Below are 23,440 nucleotides of genomic sequence, written 5' to 3' on the forward strand. Positions count from 1 at the left end.
GCGCACTGCGGCGTATAAGGTAGATGTCGCAAGCGACCGCCGCAGGCGCGAGAATGTGCCAAGGCACATTCTTTGTTACGCGAGTAAGTGAGGGAGCTTTTCCCTCACTTATCTCGCATAGAAAACTCCCATCCCTCAAACAGTGGACATCGGTCCCAAAACTGCCTATAATGAATTTTAAGAAAAGAATATTTCGATAAAGCTGACACATAGATGGGAGATACAACATGATAAAGGCAGCATTTTGCGATGATGACGATACGGTTTTAAAAGAACTGCAGAGCTTACTGGAGGAGTATCGCAGGGAGCGTGATTACAGAATAGATGCAAAAGTCTATCACAGCCCGCTGGATTTACTGAATGAAATGGAAAAAGGAACCCGCTTTGATATTTTGTTTTTGGATATTTTAATGCCGGGGGTAGATGGAATCCAAACGGCATCCGAGATTCGGAAGTTTGATAATAATATCAAAATTATTTTTCTTACTTCTTCTGTGGAGTTTGCGGTGCAGTCTTATGAGGTGAAAGCATATTATTACCAGTTGAAACCGATTGAAAAGGGCAGCTTCTATCATCTACTGGATTCTATGTTAGAACAGATGGAAAAAGAGCATGGCAGTAGTATTGTACTGCGCTGTAAGACGGGAATTGCCCGGATTGCGTTAAAACAGCTGGAATACTGCGAAGTAATCCACAGGACATTATTGATACATCTGACCGATGGGACGGTATATGAATGCAGCGGCAGCATGGATGAACTGGGCCGGCAGCTTATGCCTTATGGAACTTTTATACGTCCACATCGTTCATATCTTGTGAATCTGGAATATATAAAGAATCTTTCTTATCGTACCATTACGATGTCAAGCCTTGTGGAAATTCCTATTCCAAGAGGGAAATACAATGAAATAAAGAGTGCATTTCTGAAAAATGCATTTGAAGATGGGCAGGTGACGTTATGAGCCTTTGGATGTCCCTTCTTAACAATGTGGCAGTCAGTGTTTTTGGAAGTGTGCTGGCGGCGTCCTTCTGTGATGCACTGGACCGGCGGAAAAACCGGATTATATTCTGGATATGCATCGCACTGATTCCAATTGCACAGGGGATTATTTACTATGTATGGGAGGATGGCTTTTTGAGGCAGATTTATCCGCTGCTGGTACATGTTCCGTTGATTTTACTGTTATGTGGACTGACCGGTAAATTGTTATGGCCGTTTTTCTCTGTGATGGCAGCCTACCTGTGCTGCCAGTTACGACGCTGGCTGGCACTTCTTACAGTGGAAATTTTGGGCGGAGGAGCATTGATGCTGGATGCGGTGGAATTATTGATTACCCTGCCACTACTGTTTGGCCTGCTGCACTTTATGACGCCGGCAGTCCGTTATATTTCCTGTTATTCCAGAAAAATGCAGTGTCAGTTTGGTGTGATACCGGTGCTGTATTATGTATTTGATTATCTGACAAGAGTGTATACAGATCTTTTGTCCAGTGGAGCTCCGGTTGTCGTGGAATTTATGCCATTTATCTGTTGTGGAGCGTATCTTGTGTTCCTGTTGTATAACTTTACAAAAGGACAGGAAGAAAACCGGATGAGGGAGATTCAAAAAAGCCTTGATATGCAGGTGGCACAGTCCATGCGTGAAATAACGGCGTTACGGGAGTCACAGAATCTGGCCAGCCGTTACCGCCATGACCTGCGTCATCATTTACAATATCTATATGCCTGTTTGGAGAACCATCAGATACAGAAGGCAGAGGATTATATATCTGATATCTGTAATGAGCTGGAACAGCAGAAGGTGATACAGTATTGTGAAAACGAAGCTGCGAATCTGATTTTGTCATCCTTTGCAGGAAGGGCAGAAGCGGAAGGAATTGTAATGAAAGTGGAAGGCGGCATGAAAGCGAAGGCGGTGATAAGTGATACTGACTTGTGTGTGCTATTGTCTAATGCCCTGGAAAATGCCATCCATGCCTGCAGGGAAGTACAAAAAGAGGGAAAAGAAGCCAGAATAGAAGTACAGATTTATGAAAAACAGCAGCAGGTATTTTTACAGATAAAAAACTCCTGTGCCGGAGCACCAATCTTCGAAAACGGAGTCCCGGTTTCAAAGAAAAAAGGACATGGTATCGGAACCCGGAGTATCTGTGCCATTGTGGAACGCTATGGAGGGGTATATACATTTTCATTGGAAAAAGAGTATTTTGTACTCCGTCTGAATCTGTCGGAAAAGAATGTCGATTCAGTACATTTTACTGCCGTTTGAGACGTGAATCTCCTGCTGGATAAGAAAGAATGGTAAAATATATCTAAGTCGAGGATGACGCACAAAAGACAGGAGGAAGATAAAAATGAAGAAAATAATTTCATGTTTAGTGGTATTAACCATGTGCATTTCACTGGCTGCCTGCGGGGGAACGGATAAACAGGCTGCAATTGATGCATTCAATAAAGCAAGCACATCATTCAATGAAGTAGCGAATGCCATCAATGCGAATCCGGATGCATACGACCAGGATGTGATTGATACCATGATTGAAATGGCAGATGTCTTACAGCAGCACAAAGAGCTGTTAGAGGGAGACACTGAAATTGAAGAAGACAAATTAAATGAAATGATTGAATGGTATGGTACCGTAGAAGAATGGGTATCAGACGTAAAGGCGGAGTTAGGTATATAATAGATTTCATAGAGTTACTTCTTTAAGAGGGGACGGATACGGAAAATGTATCCGTCCTTTTCTGGTTGTAATCTTTGGAACTTTCGTATATTATAGTAATAAAAATAATTATTTAGAAACGAGAGGCTTGTTGTAAGATGATGAAGAAACAGCAATCGATTTATGAATTGAACAGAATTCAGCAGTATATTATGCAGATGCGCCCGATTCTTAGAAAACGCGCACTCTTTTCTGATGGAACAGAAGATTATCGTAGTCCGGCAGAGCCCAAAGCCGGAGAGCTGGTGACCATTCGTTTTCGTACAGCAAGAGATAATGTAGATGCAGTCTGGCTTTGCACAGAACAGAAAAAATATTTTATGGAAAAGACCGAGTCAGAGGGGCTCTTTGATTATTATTCCATAGAAATTCGTATGACAGAGGAGCATTTCTCCTATTACTTTGAAATTGAGACGGGAATGCTTCACTGTATCTTTGACCGCTATGGCGTGAATCAGACACCAAGACCGCAGTATAATTTTGAAATTGTACCGGGCTTTTCCACGCCGGACTGGGCAAAGGGGGCGGTTATGTATCAGATTTTAACAGACCGTTTTTACAACGGAGATACTTCCAATGACCCGTTGACGGATGAATATTTCTATATCCGTACTACCAGTCAGAAGGTAGATAACTGGGAGAAATGCCCGGAGAATTTTTCGGTAGCAGAATTTTATGGCGGAGATTTAGAGGGCGTGAGAAAGAAAATGGATTATCTCGCAGAACTTGGAATAGAGGTGATATACTTCAATCCATTGTTCGTTTCTCCGTCCAATCATAAGTATGATATTCAGGATTACGATTATATTGACCCGCATTACGGCAAAATAGTGGTGGATGAGGGAGAACTTTTACAACCGGGTGACCGCAATAACCAGCATGCCAGCCGCTATATCACCCGCGTGACGGATAAACGGAATTTGGAGGCAAGCAATGAACTTTTTGCAACGCTGGTAAAGGAAGCGCACCAGAGGGGCATCCGTGTCATCCTAGATGGAGTATTTAATCATTGCGGTTCCTTTAATAAATGGCTGGATCGTGAAAAAATCTACCGTAGTGAAGCAGGCTATGAACCGGGAGCCTATATCAGCAAGGACAGTCCGTACAATGACTTTTTCCAGTTCCATGATCAGAATGCATGGCCGGATAACGGAAGTTACGATGGCTGGTGGGGACATGATACATTGCCGAAGCTTAATTACGAAGATTCAGATACATTACACGATTATATTCTGCATGTGGCTGCAAAATGGGTTTCTCCACCTTATAATGCCGATGGCTGGAGACTGGATGTTGCGGCAGATCTGGGACACAGTCCGGAATATAACCATCAGTTCTGGAGAGAATTCCGTGATGCCGTAAAGAAAGCCAACCCGCAGGCGGTGATTTTGGCAGAACATTACGGCGACCCGAGAGACTGGCTGGGTGGAGACCAGTGGGATACGGTTATGAACTATGATGCCTTTATGGAACCGGTGACATGGTTTCTTACCGGAATGGAGAAACACAGTGATGATTTTAAACCGGAAAATATTGGAAAGTTTGAGAACTTTAAAGGCGCTATGAAGCATTATATGGCAAGCTTTTTGACACCATCGCTGCAGTGCTCCATGAATGAACTTTCCAACCATGATCATTCCAGATTCTTAACCAGAACCAATCATAAGGTGGGCAGAGCGGAACAACTTGGAACAAAAGCGGCAGAAGAGGGCGTAAATACAGCAGTTCTCCGGGAGGCGGTTGTTATTCAGATGACCTGGCCGGGAGCACCTACCGTTTATTACGGTGATGAAGCCGGACTATGTGGATTTACAGATCCGGATAACCGCAGAACTTATCCGTGGGGCAGGGAAGATAAAGAGCTGATTCGTTTCCATCGTGATATCATCAGAATTCATAAAGAAAACCCGGCACTTCGTACCGGAAGTGTGAAATTTTTAAATGGCGAGGATAATCTTCTCTGCTATGGAAGATTTAACCGGGAACGGCAGTTTGTCATTATTGTAAATAATGATGAAAATATCCGGCACATTGATTTGTCTGTATGGGCAGTGGGGCTTCCGAAGTATGGAACTTTAGAACAGATACTTTTTACCAGTGAAAATGGATACTCCATTTCTTCTGTCAGCTATGACATCGTCAATGGAAGACTGGATATTACATTGCCAAAGCATGCAGCTGTCATTCTGAAGAGAAAGAATCCGGAAGAATAAAAAATGGCAAAATAAAAAATGCAAAAAATGCATAAAAACGCCTTGCACACAGCAGGGCGTTATGCTATAATCTATATTCGTCAGGACAATTAAGGACTGATAAATGGGCAGATTCCCGAGTGGCCAAAGGGGACAGACTGTAAATCTGCTGCAAATTGCTTCGGTGGTTCGAATCCACCTCTGCCCATTCTCGTTGTGGTTATGCAATGAGAATTTTTTTATGTAACTATAAAAAGATACTTGCCCGCGTGGCGGAACTGGCAGACGCGCAGGACTTAAAATCCTGTTGTGGTGACACAGTACCGGTTCGATTCCGGTCGCGGGCATTAAAAAAGGAAGCGGTAACCGCTTCCTTTTTTTATAAATAGTCCTATTCTTCTTCTGCCTCTTCTTCACGCTCTGCACATGGAGCAGTAGATGCTCTTGTAATAAGCTGCGGACGCAGTAAAGTCATGCTGACGGAGACATGATTAATAAGGTTGCTCAGAGCAGCATATCCACATTTGCCGAGCTCGGTTCTTTCCTGACGGACTGTAGTCAGTGGCGGCTCTAAGAAAGAAGAAATCGGCAGGTCGTCAAAACCAACCACACTGATATCATCCGGAACAGAAAAACCTCGAAGCCGGCATTCTGTAATGACTCCGGAAGCAATCAGGTCATTACCGCAGAGAATTGCTGTTGCTCCGGCAGCAAGAAAATTCGGTACATGATATTTTGCACTGTCTGCAACATAGTAGCCATGTGCAACCATATCTTCCTCTACTGGAAGATTGTGGGATTTCATGGCATCTAAATATGCCTGATAACGTTTCTCACTGACCATGGAATAGAGAGAACCGTTGAGGAAAGCAATCTTTTTGTGCCCAAGCTGATAGAGATGGTCGATTGCAGATTCAATTCCTTCAAAGTTATCTGTTCCCACATAGCACACATGTGGATTCTTCTTAATATAATTATCGAAAAGAACCGTCGGAATGGAGGTGAAGGCAAGCTGCCGCATCCAGTCATCATGGAGAGCAAAGCCTACCAGGAACCCACCGGAATAACCGTTCTTTAACATATAAGTATCATATTTTTCGGTCATCTGGAAAGCGGGAGTAACCGGAACTACACTGACGGACCAGCCATTCCGGAAAGCAGCCTGGCGGAAACCTAGGATGATTTCGTATCCGAACTGGTTGGCTGTTTCATATTCCATATTTTCTATAAAAAGGCAAAGCTTCTTGTTTTCATCCTTTTTCATCTTCTTGGACTGATATCCCATTTCTACAGCGGTATCAAGAACCATCTGCCGTAAATCTTCGCTGATATCACTGGCGCCGTTTAATCCTTTGGAAACAGTGCTGACGGAAATGCCGAGCCGGTTGGCAATATCTTTAATTGTGACCATAACAAGCCTCCATAAATCTGGTATATTTTAAGCAAAATTATATCAAAAACTTTTTATATTCTGTATTATATAGAATTTGCATGACAGGTGCAAGTACTGCAAAATATTATTTTTCGAAAAAAAACAGGGTTTTGAATAGCAATATAACCAAAAAAACAATGTGAATTCCGTCAAAAACGGCAAAAATAATGTTAAAAGGACCGTTTTGTTTGACAAAAATGTTAAAAAGACGTAAAATAACCTCAGATACGAAAATTAACGAAAAGCAAAAAATAAAAACCGATGTGGGGGAAAAACATTGGAGGCAAAGAGACTAACCAGAGGAGCAGGAATTCTGATGGCAATAACAAGTCTTCCGTCTGATTATGGAATCGGAACTCTGGGTGATGCAGCTTTCAATTTCGTAGACTTACTTGTAGACCTGAAACAAAGATACTGGCAGATACTTCCAATTGGTCCAACCAGTTTTGGAGACAGTCCGTATCAGTCAATATCAGCATTTGCAGGAAATCCGTATTTGATAGATTTAGATGACCTGGTTCGCGACGGTCTGCTTATGGAAAGCGAGATTCGAAGCTATAACTGGGGTGCAGATGAGAAAGATGTTGATTATGCCAATCTTTTTGAAAACCGCTTTCAGATATTAAAGAAAGCATTTGAACGGTTTGATACCGCAAAGCCTTCTTTCCGGAAGTTTGAAGAAGACAATGATTGCTGGCTGGCTGATTATGCATTGTTTATGGCAGTCAAAGGAAAAGAAAATAACCGGGAATGGATGGCATGGGAACCGGGAATCAGAAACCGTACACCGGAGGCATTACAGGAATACACAGAATTATTAAAAGAAGAGATCCTGTTTTGGAAGTTCTGCCAGTATAAATTTTATGAACAGTGGAAATTCTTAAAACAGTACGCAAATACAAGAGGAATACAGATTATTGGGGACATACCGCTGTATATGGCTATGGACAGTGCCGATGTGTGGGCAGACCGGAAGCTCTTCTTATTAGAAGAAGACGGAAGCCAGCAGCATGTAGCAGGCAGCCCGCCGGATAATTTTTCGGAAGAAGGTCAGAAATGGGGCAATCCCGTATATGACTACTCCTATATGGAAGAGCATCAGTTTGACTGGTGGAGGCACCGGATTGAGAAAAACGCAGCATTATATGATGTAATCCGGATTGACCACTTCCTTGGAGTTGTGAGGTACTATACGATTCCGTTTCAGGAAAAGGATTGCTGCAATGGGAAATGGAACAAGGGTCCTGGAAAGAAATTGACAGATGTGATGGAAGAAAGTGCCGGTGACTGCAGAATTATAGCAGACAATGCCGGAAGTGCCATCGCCGGGAGCAGAAAGCTTCTTGCAAGAATTGGATGGCCTGGAAGTAAAATCCTGATGTTTGCATTTGATGGAAATACAGGAAATGAAAATCTTCCACATAACTTTGAAGAAAATAACATAGTGGTATATACCGGAACACATGATAATGATACTGTTGTTGGTTATTTCCGGGATAAGACAGAATATGAACTGGCTTACCTCTATGAATATTTGAATATCGGCTCGAAGGAAGAAATTCCGGACGCCTTAATCCGTCTGGCTTATTCAAGCATAGCGGATGTGGTAATTATTCCGATGCAGGATATTTTACAGCTTGGCAATGAAGCCAGAATGAATCAGCCATCCACAGTCGGACAGAACTGGAAATGGCGGGTGGGAAAAGATACTCTGAGTGAAGAACGAAGAGCATGGATCCGCACCATTGCGGCAGTATACCGCAGATAATTTCTATATGATATAGAACGGATTACCGTTTTATATAAATGCTTAATCGAAATCACATTTTTAAGGAGGAAGAAAATGAAAAAGAAAGCATTATCATTATTTCTTGTAACAGCTATGGCAGTATCCATGGTAGGATGCGGTAGCAAAGACGCAGACAAGAACACAGACAAGAACACAGACAAGAAAGATACTGAAGTAGCAGCAGCAACAGAAAAAGAAGCTGCAGCAGAAGATGAAGCTTGGGAGGGTGACTTAACAGTATGGAGCCCACAGGAAGATCAGGATACAAACTGGCTTCAGGATCAGTGTGAAGCATTTGCAGCTGAGCATCCAAACTGGAAAATTAACTTCAACTATGGCGTATGTCCAGAGGGTGAAGCAAAAGACAACGTAACAAAAGACGTTGAAGCAGCAGCAGACGTTTACATGCTTGCTAACGATAACATCCCGGATCTGGTATCTGCAGGCGCATTATCAGAGCTTGGTGGAGATTATCTTGGATATGTAACATCTACAAACTCTGATTCTATCCTTGCATCTGTTACATACAACGATTCAGTAGTAGCATTCCCATTTACTCCTAATACATGGTTTATGTACTACGATAAGAGCGTATTCTCAGAGGATGATGTAAAGAACTTTGACACAATGTTAGAGAAAGCTGGAGAAGCTGGAAAGAAAGTTTCTTTCAAATTAACTGATTCCTGGTATATCGAGGCATTCTATGTAGCTAACGGATGTACATTATTCGGTGATGGAACTGATACAGATGCTGGTATCGACTTCGGTGGAGACAAAGCAGCAGCAGTTACAGAGTACTTAGTAGACTTAGCAGCTAATCCTAACTTCTTAGTAGATGCTGATGGATCTGGTCTTGCAGGATTAGGCGACAGTGTAGCAGCATTATTCTCCGGAACATGGGATGCTGAAGCAGTTAAAGAAAAACTTGGCGACAACATGGGTGTTGCAGCTCTTCCTACCGTTACAATCGACGGAAAAGAAGGTCAGATGAAATCCTTCATCGGATCTAAAGCAATCGGTGTTAATCCTAATGCTGAGAACCAGCAGGTAGCTATGTCTCTTGCAGCTTACTTAGCAGGTGAGAAGGCTCAGACAGCTCATTATGAAATGAGAAACCTCCTTCCTTCAAACATCAACATCTCTTTAGCTGACGATCCAATCGCAACAGCAGTTACAAATGTTATGACAGATACATTTATCATGCAGCCATTATGTAAAGAAATGAGTAACTACTGGTCACCAGCAGAGAATATGGGTAAAAATATCCAGTCTGGCGAAGTAACAAAAGACAACGCTGCTGAGAAGACAGAAGAAATGAACACAACTATGAATACAGACGTTGCTGAATAAGCAGAAGATGTAATTGGAAGTTCATTATAAGAATTCCTAAAACAGCGGTTTGGAAAAGAACCGGGGACTCCAGGATACCGGCAACGGTACCCTGGATGTCTTACTATAGAGAGTATAGGAGGCCCATAGCGTGAAGAAGGCTGCTACAAAAAAGAAAAAAGCAAAAGAGTTCCAGACACCATATACTGTTACTGGTGCGTTAGTTAAGGGAAATGCAATTACTAAGCTCTCCATGTTGATCATGGGCTTGGGCAATATTGCGCATAAACAGATTGTAAAAGGTCTTATGTTTTTGGCAATCGAGGTTGCGTATCTTTATTACATGATTTCTTATGGATTCTATGCAGTTTCCATGCTGCCATCACTTGGATGGAGAGAGCGGGAAAAGGTATGGAATGATGCAAAGAGTATTTATGAATATCAGGCTGGTGATAATTCACAGCTTATCTTACTTTATGGAGTTGCAACATTATATATTACCTTCATATTTATCATTGTATGGAGGGAAGCAGTAAAAAGTTCATATAAATCAGAACTGCTGGCAAAAGCAGGTAAGCATTTAAACACATTTAAAGAAGACTTCAAGAGTTTGTTTGATCAAAATTTACATAAATTACTGTTAGCACTCCCACTGATGGGAATTTTGATCTTTACTGTTTTGCCATTGATTTACAATATTTCAATGGCATTTACCAACTACAGTACATCTGGAGAACACTTAGTGTTATTCGACTGGGTTGGATTTGCTACCTTTAAGAAAATATTGAATATTGGAGACAGTATTGGAAAACAGTTCTATTCCGTATTAGGATGGACCCTGATTTGGGCTGTATTTGCAACAGCATTAAACTATATTTTCGGTATGATTCTTGCAATCATTATCAACCGGAAAGAAACAAGAGCAAAGGGATTCTGGAGATTCTGCTTTGTATTATCCATTGCAGTACCACAGTTTGTATCCCTTCTGATTATGAGAAGTATGTTACAGCCAACCGGTATTGTTAACACACTGCTTATGAAATATGGTATTATTGACACAGCATTGCCGTTCTTTACCAAGGCAATGTGGGCAAGGGTTACAGTTATTGTAATCAACCTGTGGGTAGGTATTCCATATACGATTCTCCAGGTAACCGGTATCTTACAGAATATCCCGGCTGAGTTATACGAAGCAGCAAAGATTGATGGTGCTAATGCTGTCCAGACTTTCTTCAAAATTACTCTGCCATATATGTTATTTGTAATGACACCGTACTTAATTACACAGTTTACAGGAAACATCAACAACTTCAACGTTATATACCTTCTGTCCGGAGGAAATCCTACTCCGGTGGATGCAACCGCAGGAAAGACAGACCTTTTGGTTACCTGGTTGTATAAGCTGACTGTTGATAAGAAATATTTTAACCTGGGTGCCGTTATTGGTATTATGACATTCGTGGTATTGGCTATTGTTGCCCTGGTTACTTATCGAAATACCACATCCTACAAAGATGAGGAGGGATTCATGTAATGAGTAAGCAGAAAACAGCCACATCAGGCGCAAAAGTACGTAAAACACTTGTAAATGTTTTGATTCATATATTTCTTGCAATATTAGCATTTATCTGGGTACTTCCGGTATTCTGGGTAGTACTTACAAGCTTCCGTGCGGAGAAAGGTTCTTATGTTGAGACCTTCTTCCCGAAGACTTATACTTTAAACAATTATGTTAAGCTATTTACAGATACCAGTATTCTGAACTTCCCGAAAATGTTCATGAATACATTGATTATTGCAATCTTTACCTGTATCATTTCAACCATCTTTGTACTTTCAGTTTCATACTGTATGTCAAGAATGCGTTTTAAAATGAGAAAACCGTTTATGAATATTGCAATGATTTTAGGTCTGTTCCCATCCTTCATGTCCATGATTGCGGTATACTTTATCTTAAAGGCACTGGGATTATCCGAAGGCTCCATGATTCGTATTGCGCTGATTATTGTATTCTCCGCAGGTAGTGGTGTTGGATTCTATGTAGCAAAGGGATTCTTTGATACCATTCCAAAATCCTTGGACGAGGCAGCAATCATTGATGGAGCGAGCAGATGGCAGGTATTTACTAAGATTACCATTCCACTTAGTAAACCAATTATTGTATACACCATCCTGACTTCCTTCATGGGACCATGGATTGACTTCGTATTTGCAAAGGTTATCTGTGGTGCAAATGCAGACCAGTTTACCGTATCTATCGGTTTATGGAAGATGTTAGAGAAAGAGTATATCAACAGCTGGTATACATGTTTTGCAGCAGGTGCTGTAGTAATATCTATTCCTATTGCTATCCTCTTTATGTTTACACAGAAATTCTATGTAGAGGGAATGAGTGGAGCAGTAAAAGGCTAAATATTTCAGCCGTTTAAAATGTTTAAAAGAGAGGCAGGCTTTTGCCTCTCTTTGTTATATCAGTTGATAATGAAGGGTGTGGGATTCAATACTTCATTGTTCTGCATTTGAAATAACGTTATTTTCCAGGCAGAATGCTCCAATTCTAAACAGTACATTTTTCTTTTCTTATTATCATCTGTCTTTCCAATGTTTGACAGAATGCAAGTGGTTGTCCGGCTGAATACGGATACCATTTTGTGACTGGTTAGGGGCGCTTGGAATTTCATCTGGCAACCGGCAACGTTGGCACAGGACGTGCCAACGAGGCGCAACTGGAACACGGATGTGACTTTGCACCGGTTGCCGGAATAGATGTAATGTAGATTGAAATTCTTAGCGCCCCTTACCGGTTGCATGAGGTATCCGTATCAGCCGGACAACCACTGCATCCAGTCAAAGCAATGGCAAGACATCTGAAAATCAGAAAAACGTACTGCCAAGAATTGAGACACATTCTGTCTGAATGAAAATACCTGTTATTTCAAATGCAGAACAAAAGCATCGCATTTACATCACCCCTTCATTTCAACGAAATAAGAAAGAGAAGAAAAGGAGAATCATATGAAAAAAAGACTACAGGCGTTACTTCTTGCATTGTGCCTTACCCTTGGAACTATAAGTGCCGGCTGTGGCGGCAGACAGGATAACAATGCTGCGGGAACAGAGACTGCTGCGGCGACAGAAACTGAAAAGACCGCAAGTGTGGAAGACTCTGCTATGGCAAAGGCAAATGCAGGAGAACTGAATATCATTGATGATAAATACCGCACCTATTATGAAGTGTTTTTATATAGCTTTTATGACAGTGATGGAGATGGAATCGGAGATATCCAGGGATTAATTGATAAACTGGATTATCTCAATGATGGAGATGACAGTACAGATACAGATCTTGGCTGTAATGGAATCTGGCTGATGCCGATCATGCCATCACCGACCTATCATAAATATGACATTTCCGATTATGAAAATATTGATGAGCAGTATGGAACTATAGATGATTTCAAACAGTTAATCGAAGCATGCCACAAGCGCGGAATTCGTGTGATTATTGATTTCCCGATTAACCATACATCGTCCAAGCACCCATGGTTTACACAGGCAGTGGAATATCTGGAGGGATTAAGTGATGGACAGCAGCCGGATAGCAGCGTTTGTCCGTATGTAGATTATTATAACTTTACAACAGATCAGTTAAGCAGTGTGTATTATAAAGCTGGCAGCAGCAATTGGTATTATGAAGGAAAATTCTGGAGTGAAATGCCGGATTTGAACCTTGACTGTGAAGCGGTGAGAGCTGAATTTGATGAGATTACATCATTCTGGATGGATCTTGGGATAGATGGTTTCCGTATGGATGGTGCCAAAGAATATTTTTCAGATAATACCACAGAAAATGTGGAAGTCTTAAAATGGTTTAATGATATGGTAAAGGCAAAAGATGAGAATTCCTATATCGTGGCAGAGGTCTGGACGGATCGTGAGACATATGCAAAATATCTGGAAAGTGGAATTGATAGTGTATTCAATTTTGATTTTGGAGATGGCGATGGGATTATTGCCAATGCAGTAAAAGGAAGCTCAGAGTCCGGAGCAAAAGGATATGCCAATGTCTGCGGCAAAATGGATGAGCTTTTAAGCCAGTATAATGAAAATTATATTGATGCACCGTTTTATACAAATCATGATATGGCAAGAGGTGCCGGATACTATAGTGGCGAGTATAAGGCTGCACAGATTAAAACTGCCGGAGCCATGAATCTTATGATGAGCGGCAATGTATTTCTTTATTATGGGGAAGAAATTGGTATGAAAGGCTCTGGAAAAGATGAAAATAAGCGTGCACCAATGCAGTGGTCCTCAGATGCATCTGCAGAGGGTATGTGTAAAGGGCCGGATGGAATGGAAAGCATTAAGATGACAAATGGAAGCTTGGAAGACCAGCAGGATGACCCGGATTCCATTTATAATTATTTCAAACAGGCAATCCGCCTGAGAAACCGTTATCCGGAAATCGCCCGTGGTATCGCTGCAAATGTAGAGAATCTTTCTGATAAGAATATAGCAGCAATTACCAAGACATATGATGGTAAAACCACATTACTGGTATTTAACCTTTCTCAGGAAACTCAGAAGGTTGACATTTCAGGTGTAGATTTAGGCGGAGAAGGTACTATCGGTGGAATGCTTCTGACCGGAGAAGATACAATTACGCTGGATAATAATGAACTGACACTGCCATCTTATTCCATGGCACTTATTACCGTAGAATAAAGCCGAAATACATAAAAACGGAACAGAGTTATCGTGCCACCGGAATAAAAATGAAAAAATGAAAAAAGCAGGAAAAATTGTCTTGACAACCCCTGCTTTTTCCGATAAAATAATCAGTGCTGTGAGTGCTTTACAGCACAAGCCCAGTTAGCTCAGTTGGTAGAGCAGAGGACTGAAAATCCTCGTGTCTCTGGTTCGATTCCGGAACTGGGCATTGCCGAAAGGCAATGAACTGCGGGTGTAGTTCAATGGTAGAACACCAGCCTTCCAAGCTGGATACGTGGGTTCGATTCCCATCACCCGCTTTGCAGAATACAATTGCATATGCGATAGTGGCGTAGTTGGTAACGCGCGACCTTGCCAAGGTCGAGACCGCGGGTTCGAGCCCCGTCTATCGCTCTTTCAAAAAGCAAGAAATTTATCTTGCTTTTTTTGACTTTACAGGAAATTGCTTTCCTGTAAAGTCAAAAACGCTCCGCGAGGATGCACACTGCGGCGTATAAGGTAGATGTCGCAAGCGACCGCCGCAGGCGCGGGAATGTGCCAAGGCACATTCTTTGTTCTATAAAAGTCTGATTTGGGAACATAAGAAATAAAAGAAAGGTAGTAAAGGAGTAGATTCATAGTATGGATAAAAAAGGTGTGGCAGAGTTAAAGAGACGTTTTACAAAAGAAAATTGTACCTTTACAAGATTATGTGGCTGTTATGTAGATGCCGGTAAGAATAAGGTCGTTGATTTAAGTGAGACATTTTTAAATCTGGAAGATGAAGAATTTTATAAATATTTAGAGATTGCCAGGAAAACCTTATCAGGAACCATTGGAAATAATCTTTTGGAATTGAATTTTCCACTGGATGAAGAAGCAGCAGGAGGAAGACAACAGTTTCTTTTAGGTTTAAGGGAAAGTAAATTAAAAAATCCTGAGTTACTGGAACGTTTTTATGATATGGTCATTGAAAGCTATGACTATGCAGGCAACTATCTGATTTTGCTGTTCCATGATGCTTATGATGTCATGACCAAGACCACGGATAATAATGCACTGGATGAATCAGAAGAAGTGTTTGAATACCTTCTGTGTGCAATCTGTCCGGTACAGTTATCCAAACCGGGACTGGGTTACAGAGAAGATGAAAACCGTATCGGACCAAGAATCCGTGACTGGGTGGTAAGCGTACCGGACAGCGGTTTCTTATTCCCGGCATTTACCGACCGCAGTACAGATATTCATTCCCTGATGTTCTATACTAAGGATACCAAGGCACCGCATGCGGAATTTATGGAGTTGGGATTAGGCTGTGGCGCAAGACGCACCGCAACGGAGCAGAAGATGACCTTCCATTCTATCGTCAAACAGGCATATGGCGATGATGTGGAAAAGAGCGGTGAAGTGCTGATGGAGATTCAGCAGAACTTAAATGATCTGGTAGAAGAGAAAGCAGAACTGGAAGAAGACCCGGTAATTCTGACACCGGAGCTTTTGACCAATGTTATGGAAGAAAGCGGCGTTGCACCGGAAAAGGCAGAAAAGATTGGAAAGACCTGCGCAGAGGAATTTGCAGAAGAAGCACCGCTGGCAGAAAATGTAGTAGACAGCAAAGCACTGGCTGCCAATGAGCAGATTCAGAAGGAAAAGGAGCTGGTAGCCCAGGTTGAAGTGCTGCAGCAACAGTTAAAAGAGAAACAGATAGAGGAAGAAGCTGACGAAGTAGTTAAGACCTATGATGTTGTGCTTCGTGTAAAACCGGAAAAGGTTTCCCAGATTAAATCCGAAGTAATCAACGGACAGAAATGTCTGGTAATTCCGATGGCAGAAGATGAGCATGCCAACGTAAACGGAGTAAATACAAAGGTATAATAATTGTATATAAAATCATTAAGATGAAATACTTCTTTTGAATATCAGATTAGTGCAGATTCCGGAGATATGATGCAAAAAATCAGCAATCCACACAGTAGAAGAAATAGGAGAAGCTGGAAGAATCTGCTCCAGCGGAAGCTGCGACGTTTTAGCTGGATGCCGTCGATGAGAATGACATCATTGGCTCTGGCAAGGGCAATGGCACCGGGATAGAAAACGCTGTTGGTAATGACCATTGCTTCATCGCAATTGTAGTAGGATTTACCGGCAACAGCTTCCTGTACGGCACTGTTACCCACCTTTCCCTGATATAATTTGCACTGGACTGCATAGGTAGTCCGGTGTTTTTTTGCGATTAAATCCACACCAAAATCTCTGGAAGCTTTGGTGACAGTAACCTTTGAATATCCGTTGCGTTTTAAATATCCGGCAGCATATTCTTCAAATTCGTAGCCATTCATTTTGTCAAAATTGACACCAAAAAAGAACCGCCGCAGTCCATGGAATACGGCGAACGGAAGATGTATGATAAATCTTATAAAAAAGAAAAGTATTTTTCCAATCAGGCGAAACATAAAAGAATTCCTTTCCGTTCATAATAACGAATGCTATACTGTAATTGACCCGCTTGCATTCATTATAGCATAACATAGAGGTGATAGATTTGAAAGAAAAATTGATGGAATTAAGACAGAAGATGAAAGAATACGGCATGGCGGCATATCTCATAGTTTCCGATGATTTCCATGCATCAGAATATGTAGGAGAATATTTTAAATGCCGAGAATATATTTCCGGATTTAACGGTTCGGCAGGAACACTGGTAATTACTGGAGATATGGCAGGACTTTGGACAGACGGAAGATATTTTATCCAGGCAGAAGAACAGCTTGCCGGCACCGGCATTATGTTATTCCGGAGCGGACAGCCGGGAGTAGTGGATATTGGTACTTTTCTGGCAGAAAAAATGGAAGCCGGCACCGTATTGGGGTTTGATGGAAGAACCGTAAGTACCAGCATGGCAAAGAGTTTAAAAGAAAAATTGCGGGAGAAAAAGATTACATTTGCTCCAGACCGGGATGTCGTAGGCGAAATCTGGGTGAATCGTCCTGCATTATCCTGTGATCCAATCTGGGAGCTTGGCGTGGAATATGCAGGTGAGAGCCGGAAGGATAAGGTGGCAGGGGTACGAAAAGCAATGGTGGATTGCAAGGCGGATTATTTTCTGATTCCGTCTCTGGATGAAATCGCATGGCTTTTTAATATCCGGGGAAATGATATTGCATATAATCCGGTGGCATTATCTTATGTACTGATTGCACCGGATGAAATTCGCTGGTATGTAAATGAAAAGAGTGTGCCGGCTGACTTAAAGGAAAGACTTTCCGCTGAAAAAATCTTTATTTACAAATATGAACAGATTTATGCGGATATAAAGGAAATTCCGGCAGACAAAAGCATTCTTATAGACGAGAGTATGACAAATTATGCATTGTATGATGCCATTCCAAAAGAGGCACATAAGGTAAAGAAGAACAGCCCGATTGAGCTTATGAAGGCAGTGAAAAATGCCACCGAAATGGAGCATGAGCGGCTGGCACATAAGAAGGATGGCATTGCTTTAACAAAACTTATCTACTGGTTAAAGCATGTGGAAGATAAGCGGCATATAACGGAGCTTGCGGTATGTGATAAATTAGAAGAATTCCGGAGGCAGGGAGAAGGTTATCTGGGACAGAGCTTTGCACCGATTGCTGCATACGGTGCTCATGGAGCCATTGTGCATTATGAGCCGGATGGGAAGAGCAATATTCCACTGGATAACAAAAGCTTTCTGCTGCTGGATACCGGCGGACAGTATCTGGATGGCACAACGGATGTGACAAGAACCATTGCCCTTGGAGCATTAAGCTCAGAGGAGAAGAAGCATTATACTGCCGTATTACGAGGAAATCTGAATCTTTCGGATGCAAAATTTAAATATGGCTGTACGGGAGTCAATCTTGACTATCTGGCAAGGGAACCGTTGTGGCACATGGGGCTTGATTATAACCACGGAACAGGCCATGGCGTTGGCTATTTGTTAAATGTACATGAAGGACCGAATGCATTCCGTTACCGGGAACGGTATGGCACCGGAACTGTCATGGAAGAAGGTATGATTACTTCGGATGAACCGGGACTGTATCTGGAAGGAAAATACGGCATCCGCCTTGAGAACCTGCTGCTTTGTAAGAAAGCGGAGAAAACGGAATATGGACAGTTCATGGAATTTGAAACATTGACTGTTGCGCCATTTGATCTGGAGGCTATTGACTGGGAAGAATTAGACAGCCGGGAAAAGGCACTGCTTCGGAAGTATCAGCAGTATGTCTATGATACCATTGCAGACTTCCTTTCCGAAGAAGAAAAAACATGGTTGAAGGAGCAGATTCCGGCGTAGAGATATGGGTATTGCATGGGGATGAAAAAAGAGGTTTGGTTTATCAAGCCTCTTTTTTCATCCGTAAGAAACTGCCGGTGGCAGGTTCTGTTGGTATAAAAATGATTTATTTATATGGCAGAATATCCTCCGTATATGCCCGGAGAATTTCTCCGACACTCCATGCCTGGGCATAGCAGCCGCGGGAGGTGTGCGGTTCATCACCATCAAAGATTTCTGCAATAGAACCGATACAGCCGTGGTAGAACTGCTCTCTGGTGGCATCTAACATGGCATCTACCTGTGTGATAACTTCTTTGGAAGTTCCATAGACATGCACATAAGCAGTCAGGAAACCGCCTAAGAGGAAGCCCCAGGAAGTACCCTGATGATAAGCGTGGTCACGTTTATCAAGACAGCCTTCATAGGTCGGATGGTATTCCTTATCATCCGGGCTTAAGGAACGAAGACCGGTTTTGGCATATAGTTTCTCGTAAACCTTATCTACAATCTTCTTTTCCTTGTCAGCATCTAACATCCGGTGCGGCAGGGAAACAGCATAAATCTGATTTGGACGAAGGGATGCATCACCTTCCAGCCCGTCTACCACATCATAGAGACATCCATCTTTTTCGTTCCAGAATTCTTTCGCAAAAGATTCCTTTGCATGAGCTGCAAGAGCAGCATAGTGGGAACCGTCTTCCCCAAAGCGCGTTGCCCATTCTTCCATCAGGCAGAGTGCATGATACCAGAGCGCATTGATTTCTACCGGCTTGCCGTGCCGTGGTGTAGCAACCCAGTCGCCCACACGGACATCCATCCAGGTTACCTGGTCGAGACCGCTTCCGGCATGGATAAGTCCATCTTCTTCCATATAGATGGAGAAATCTGTTCCGTGCTCATAAGCTGCAATAATTTCTTTTAATTTCGGATAAATGGTTTCCTGCACAAAAGCATAATCTTCCGGAGTACCGGTGTAATCGAGATATTTTCCAACTGCATAGAAATACCACATGGAAGCATCTGCTGTATTATACAATGGATCGGTTCCTTCGTCCGGGAACATATTTGGCACCATGCCGTGGTGGACATAGCGGGCAAATGTGGTCAGGATGTCTCTGGCATCCTGATAGCGTCCGGTAGCCAGAGTTAAGCCGGTGAGGGCAATCATGGTATCCCGGCCCCAGTCGGTAAACCAAGGAAGTCCGGCAAGAACAGTCATCAGTCCGGTAGACTGCCGGTATGCAAGAAAATGGTCGGCGGCAATGGTCAGAGTCTCTGCCAGTTCATCATGGTAGCCAGCTTTTTTCTCTAATGCATCAAAACGTGCCATTTCTGCGGCAGCAGTGGCAAAAGCATCCTTTTCATAAGCATCTTCAATGGTGCAGACGATAGATATTTTCTTACGGCATCCGGTGTCCAGCGGAAATTCAATCTGGTATGGCGTGTAGTTATCATCTAAAGCATCGGATTCTACATCCAGTTCTTTTTGTAACTGCATTCCGGTGGTATATTTTTCTTCACATGGAACAACGGTTCCGTCATCGGTAAAAAGACGGATGGTGACATCTTTATTCTGCTGCGGAACCAGTCTGATTTCCGGCTGCTCATAAGTAGTATCGAATTTTAAAGTGTCTACTGTAGAAGCATCATGGTGTACCCGGTAATTAAAGAGCGGAGTCAGCACCAGTGTAGCAGCCTCTCCATCATTCTGGATATCATAGGAAACTGCAATAGTATTCTTGCCGTGTTCAAAGGCGAGAGTCTTTGTCATGGTAAATTCCGGAGCTTTGGTGGTAAAATGTACCAGCCCGTCATAAGTAAAGGAATTAAGGTATTCAATACCTTCACGGTAAGCAGTGCTGCCATCACCGGCAAGATATTGTTCTACGGTAAAATCCTTTTTCCCGGAAGAACGAATCAGACATTCGTTGATTTTTGAGAGAATGACGAAACGTTCTACTGGTGGGTGCAGGCTGGCAATCAGATAGCCATGGTGCTTTCTTGCATGTGCACCGGTTACAGAACTGCCGGCATAGCCGCCGATTCCATTGGTCAGAACCCATTCCTTCTGTACACCCACCGACATTGGGGTGAGGGCATCTTTATTTAAATGATATGCTTTCATAGAAATCTCCTTTATCGTGTAATCCGTCCGGGTGGCGGGGGAGAAAAACGAATCGTCTAACATATTGTAAGCGTATTCCGGATTTCTATTATTTTTTGTTGATGCAGAATGCGTTGCAGTTCTTAGCTGTTTTGTTTTCTGATTGCAGGCTGTCTTTCCGCTGCTTTCACTGCATAGCGTCACTGTCCGTTGTATGCGGATGCGGCAGAAAACCTGCAAGGGGCACTATGAATTTCAGAAAAGATATTGTTTCATCCGGCAACCGGTGCAAATTCACATCCATGTTCAGATTGCACCTTGCTGGCACGTCCTGTGCCAGCATTGCCGGTTGCAGGATGAAATTCCAAGTGCCCCTAACAGCCTTTCTCATGCATCCGCATATCAGCGAACCATGCCGCTATGCTGTGAAACATTGGAAAGACAGGCTCAATAGCAAAAGAAAACAAAGCAGCTTAGTTCTGCAGCATTCTGTATTAAAAAATAATAGAAAGCCGGGATATCCTATACAATAGTTTGATTTCGTATGCTTCCCCCGCCCCCGGACTGTTTGCCTCTATTGTAACGAAATAATTCGAAAAAATCTACTGGAAAACACGGAAAAAACATAATTATTAAATAAATATAATCTACTGGATTAATCATGGAAAAAGAGATATAATGAAAAAGAATCTGCATGAGAAGCAGGTGCAAAAAGAAAAATTGAGAGGTTTGAAGTATGAGTATTTTTGAAAACACAGTTCTGGTAGATAAGAAGGTGTCTGTTGTAAATGTAATCTTAAGGTATCTTTGTATTGCGTTGGCAATTTTCTGTGTACTGGTTTCCATTATTGTGTATCCGGGAATTTTACTGGTTCCTGCAATTATCTTTGCAGTTTTCTGGTATCTTCTTAAAATTGCATCACAGATTGAATGGGAATATACCTATATTGAAGGAAGACTTAGCTTTGCACGTATCAAGGCAAAGAGAAAGAGAAAAAATATTGCAAAGATTGAGATGGAAGAAGTTGTGCTGATTGCACCGTCAACTGCACATGAATTGTATAATTATCATAACAACAACCAGTTGAGTGTAAAGGATTGTTCTTCAAAGCAGCCGGGAGCGAAGACCTATGAAGTGATTTATAAGAACGGAAGCGGACTTGGAGACATTATCTTTGAACCGGATGAAAATATGCTGGACATGATCTGCAACCGGAATGCAAAGAAAGTCATCAGATAGGAGAAGTGATTTTATGGCAGAACAGGGAAGTTGTGATACCTGTGTAAATTTTGTATATGATGAAGATTACGAATATTATGTCTGTGATATGGATCTGGATGAAGATGATATGGTAAGATTTCTTACCGGCAACACGAATTCCTGCCCGTATTATCAGTTATATGATGAGTACAAGATTGTACGTCATCAGATGTAAATTTTAAATAGGAACAGTTTTAAAGAGGTCTGCGTTTTCTGTATAGACCTGATTGAGCCAGTCACAAGCCTGACCAATGCCTTCGTCGGAATATTCGAAGGTGTTGGTCTTTTTTTGTTCATCCGGCGTAGCGGTAAAGCAATATGGACCTGGCCACCAGGTGGCAAGCAGAGTGGTGGAGTCATCTTCTACATGCTTCTCTATGCGGTAGCGCATGCCAAGATTGCTGCCGGTATACTGTGTTTTGTTATAAAAAGGGATGGAAAATAAATCTTTACGTTGTATCATAATTGCACCTGCTTTCGATTCTTTATTAAAAATAGCATGAAAAAGGTTGTCTGGCAAGGAAAAGGGATTAGATGATAATCCCTTTTTTTCTATATTCGGTTGGTGTGATTTTCAGATTTTTCTTAAATAATCTTATAAAATGTTCCGTTGTATCATAACCAACCTGGGAAGCAATGTCTGCAACCGTAAGGTTGGTATCAGAAAGGAGTATCTGGGCTTTTTCAATCCGGACCTGCTGTAACAGTTGGGTAAAGGTTTTCCCGGTAGTGCTTTTAAAAAGTCTTGAAACATGTTCAGGTGTATAGTGAAATTTTTCGGCAACCTGCTCTAATGTAACCGTTGCATAATTTTCCTGGATGAATTGAAGCAGGGCAAAACGCTGCACATCAGATTTACGGTTGAAAGTAGGAAGCTCGGAACTTTTTTCATAATTCCGGATTAAAAGACCAAAAGTTATCATCAGTGTGTAGGAAATCATCTGATCCCAGTAAAGGGAGCGGTTCAGAGATTCCCAGTACATCCAGAGAAAGCCAGAACGTATTTCATTATCATTGCCGGTGTGAAATACAATATAATCGTTGCCGTTTTCGGAATAGATATTATTTAAAAAGAAAGCGGACAGGATGTTTGGTGAATTTAAAAAATTGAAAAAGATATTATGTAAAGTGCTTTTTCGAATCAAAATATTTAAGATAACGCTGTTGTCATCGAAGACACTGACGGAATGTTTGATGCCGGGTGGAATAATACAAAGGTCTCCGGTGCGCAGTGTGAGCTGACTGTCACTGATTTTCTGGGAACAGCTTCCGTCATAGACATATAAGAGTTCAAAGAAAGTGTGGTCGTGAGTAAGTGCCGGAGAGTAACGGTTATGTCTGGTTACAGTAATAGAAACGTGGTTTCCTGCATCAAAAAAGAAATTATCTTCAAAGCGTGGAGGAATGGTTTCTTTGATTTCCGGAACCAGCAGATGCCGGCGCAGTACATCATCTATATTGATAGTACTTAAGAATTCCTGCAGGGAATACTCCTGCTGTTTGGCATAATAATATTTTTTGTAAAACTGCTCATCTTCATTCAATTTATATACTACTGTTCTTAACGCTTCATAATCCATAATGGAATCCTCCA

At 42.0% G+C, this 23,440-nt stretch carries 18 protein-coding genes and 5 tRNA genes; 18 read left to right on the plus strand and 5 right to left on the minus strand.

The window, feature by feature from the left end; all coding sequences use genetic code 11:
• The first annotated feature begins 227 nt into the window (after positions 1–227).
• From LKD41_RS08920 to LKD41_RS08945, 6 genes are all read left to right on the plus strand, one after another.
• Entirely contained in the window at positions 228–962 is a 735-nt protein-coding gene (locus tag LKD41_RS08920; protein WP_227700977.1) for a LytR/AlgR family response regulator transcription factor, read from the plus strand.
• Positions 959–2,269 carry a sensor histidine kinase gene (locus tag LKD41_RS08925; protein WP_227700978.1) on the plus strand — a complete coding sequence of 437 codons (1,311 nt, stop codon included), beginning with the start codon at positions 959–961 and terminating at the stop codon, positions 2,267–2,269. Before LKD41_RS08920 ends, LKD41_RS08925 begins: the two co-directional genes overlap by 4 nt.
• Before the next feature lie 85 nt (positions 2,270–2,354).
• Complete coding sequence (locus LKD41_RS08930) at positions 2,355–2,684, plus strand: LptM family lipoprotein (protein WP_022242235.1); 330 nt, start codon at positions 2,355–2,357, stop codon at positions 2,682–2,684.
• Positions 2,685–2,824: 140 nt separating this feature from the next.
• Complete coding sequence (locus LKD41_RS08935; protein ID WP_227701044.1) at positions 2,825–4,936, plus strand: glycoside hydrolase family 13 protein; 2,112 nt, start codon at positions 2,825–2,827, stop codon at positions 4,934–4,936.
• Positions 4,937–5,041: 105 nt separating this feature from the next.
• A tRNA-Tyr gene (locus LKD41_RS08940) sits at positions 5,042–5,123 on the plus strand.
• Between the two features lie 55 nt (positions 5,124–5,178).
• Positions 5,179–5,262: transfer RNA gene (locus LKD41_RS08945), tRNA-Leu, on the plus strand.
• 44 nt (positions 5,263–5,306) lie between these two features.
• Here LKD41_RS08945 and LKD41_RS08950 read toward each other — a convergent pair.
• Positions 5,307–6,326 carry a LacI family DNA-binding transcriptional regulator gene (locus LKD41_RS08950; protein WP_022242233.1) on the minus strand — a complete coding sequence of 340 codons (1,020 nt, stop codon included), beginning with the start codon at positions 6,324–6,326 and terminating at the stop codon, positions 5,307–5,309.
• 337 nt (positions 6,327–6,663) lie between these two features.
• Between LKD41_RS08950 and malQ the strand changes: the two genes are divergently transcribed.
• From malQ to LKD41_RS08995, 9 genes are all read left to right on the plus strand, one after another.
• Positions 6,664–8,115: a 4-alpha-glucanotransferase gene (gene malQ / locus LKD41_RS08955; RefSeq protein ID WP_022242232.1), complete on the plus strand. Its 1,452-nt coding sequence runs from the start codon at positions 6,664–6,666 to the stop codon at positions 8,113–8,115.
• Positions 8,116–8,190: 75 nt separating this feature from the next.
• Positions 8,191–9,486 (plus strand): extracellular solute-binding protein, encoded by a 1,296-nt coding sequence (locus LKD41_RS08960; RefSeq protein WP_227700980.1) that lies wholly within the window; start codon positions 8,191–8,193, stop codon positions 9,484–9,486.
• 130 nt (positions 9,487–9,616) lie between these two features.
• Complete coding sequence (locus LKD41_RS08965; RefSeq protein ID WP_022242230.1) at positions 9,617–10,999, plus strand: carbohydrate ABC transporter permease; 1,383 nt, start codon at positions 9,617–9,619, stop codon at positions 10,997–10,999.
• Positions 10,999–11,877 carry a sugar ABC transporter permease gene (locus LKD41_RS08970; protein WP_227700981.1) on the plus strand — a complete coding sequence of 293 codons (879 nt, stop codon included), beginning with the start codon at positions 10,999–11,001 and terminating at the stop codon, positions 11,875–11,877. The genes LKD41_RS08965 and LKD41_RS08970 overlap by 1 nt, the downstream gene beginning before the upstream one ends.
• 603 nt (positions 11,878–12,480) lie before the next feature.
• Positions 12,481–14,193, plus strand: coding sequence for an alpha-amylase family glycosyl hydrolase (locus LKD41_RS08975; protein ID WP_227700982.1), 1,713 nt, complete (start codon positions 12,481–12,483; stop codon positions 14,191–14,193).
• A gap of 141 nt (positions 14,194–14,334) precedes the next feature.
• Positions 14,335–14,407: transfer RNA gene (locus LKD41_RS08980), tRNA-Phe, on the plus strand.
• A gap of 20 nt (positions 14,408–14,427) precedes the next feature.
• Positions 14,428–14,498: transfer RNA gene (locus LKD41_RS08985), tRNA-Gly, on the plus strand.
• Positions 14,499–14,519: 21 nt separating this feature from the next.
• Positions 14,520–14,592: transfer RNA gene (locus LKD41_RS08990), tRNA-Gly, on the plus strand.
• 228 nt (positions 14,593–14,820) lie between these two features.
• Positions 14,821–16,053 (plus strand): DUF4317 domain-containing protein, encoded by a 1,233-nt coding sequence (locus tag LKD41_RS08995; protein WP_227700983.1) that lies wholly within the window; start codon positions 14,821–14,823, stop codon positions 16,051–16,053.
• 44 nt (positions 16,054–16,097) lie between these two features.
• On the opposite strand, the gene LKD41_RS09000 is transcribed toward LKD41_RS08995, so the two are convergent.
• Positions 16,098–16,631, minus strand: a complete 534-nt coding sequence (locus LKD41_RS09000) for a restriction endonuclease (RefSeq protein WP_227700984.1) — start codon at positions 16,629–16,631, stop codon at positions 16,098–16,100.
• A gap of 80 nt (positions 16,632–16,711) precedes the next feature.
• On the opposite strand from LKD41_RS09000, the gene LKD41_RS09005 reads away from it, so the two are divergent.
• Positions 16,712–18,499 (plus strand): aminopeptidase P family protein, encoded by a 1,788-nt coding sequence (locus LKD41_RS09005; protein WP_334302633.1) that lies wholly within the window; start codon positions 16,712–16,714, stop codon positions 18,497–18,499.
• Between the two features lie 106 nt (positions 18,500–18,605).
• On the opposite strand, the gene LKD41_RS09010 is transcribed toward LKD41_RS09005, so the two are convergent.
• A complete protein-coding gene (locus tag LKD41_RS09010; RefSeq protein ID WP_227700985.1) occupies positions 18,606–20,606 on the minus strand; it encodes an amylo-alpha-1,6-glucosidase in 2,001 nt (666 codons plus the stop codon).
• A 715-nt stretch (positions 20,607–21,321) separates the two neighbouring features.
• On the opposite strand from LKD41_RS09010, the gene LKD41_RS09015 reads away from it, so the two are divergent.
• Entirely contained in the window at positions 21,322–21,825 is a 504-nt protein-coding gene (locus LKD41_RS09015) for a hypothetical protein (RefSeq protein WP_022242952.1), read from the plus strand.
• Between the two features lie 13 nt (positions 21,826–21,838).
• Positions 21,839–22,021: a DUF6472 family protein gene (locus LKD41_RS09020; RefSeq protein ID WP_022242953.1), complete on the plus strand. Its 183-nt coding sequence runs from the start codon at positions 21,839–21,841 to the stop codon at positions 22,019–22,021.
• A gap of 3 nt (positions 22,022–22,024) precedes the next feature.
• On the opposite strand, the gene LKD41_RS09025 is transcribed toward LKD41_RS09020, so the two are convergent.
• Both LKD41_RS09025 and LKD41_RS09030 read right to left on the minus strand, forming a co-directional pair.
• On the minus strand, positions 22,025–22,309 hold the full coding sequence (locus LKD41_RS09025; protein ID WP_022242954.1) for a hypothetical protein: 285 nt from the start codon (positions 22,307–22,309) through the stop codon (positions 22,025–22,027).
• A gap of 67 nt (positions 22,310–22,376) precedes the next feature.
• Complete coding sequence (locus tag LKD41_RS09030) at positions 22,377–23,426, minus strand: AraC family transcriptional regulator (RefSeq protein WP_022242955.1); 1,050 nt, start codon at positions 23,424–23,426, stop codon at positions 22,377–22,379.
• Between the last annotated feature and the right edge of the window lie 14 nt (positions 23,427–23,440).

This window comes from Roseburia sp. CLA-AA-H209, from assembly GCF_020687575.1.
In the GTDB taxonomy this organism is placed as follows: Bacteria; Bacillota; Clostridia; order Lachnospirales; family Lachnospiraceae; genus Roseburia_C; species Roseburia_C amylophila.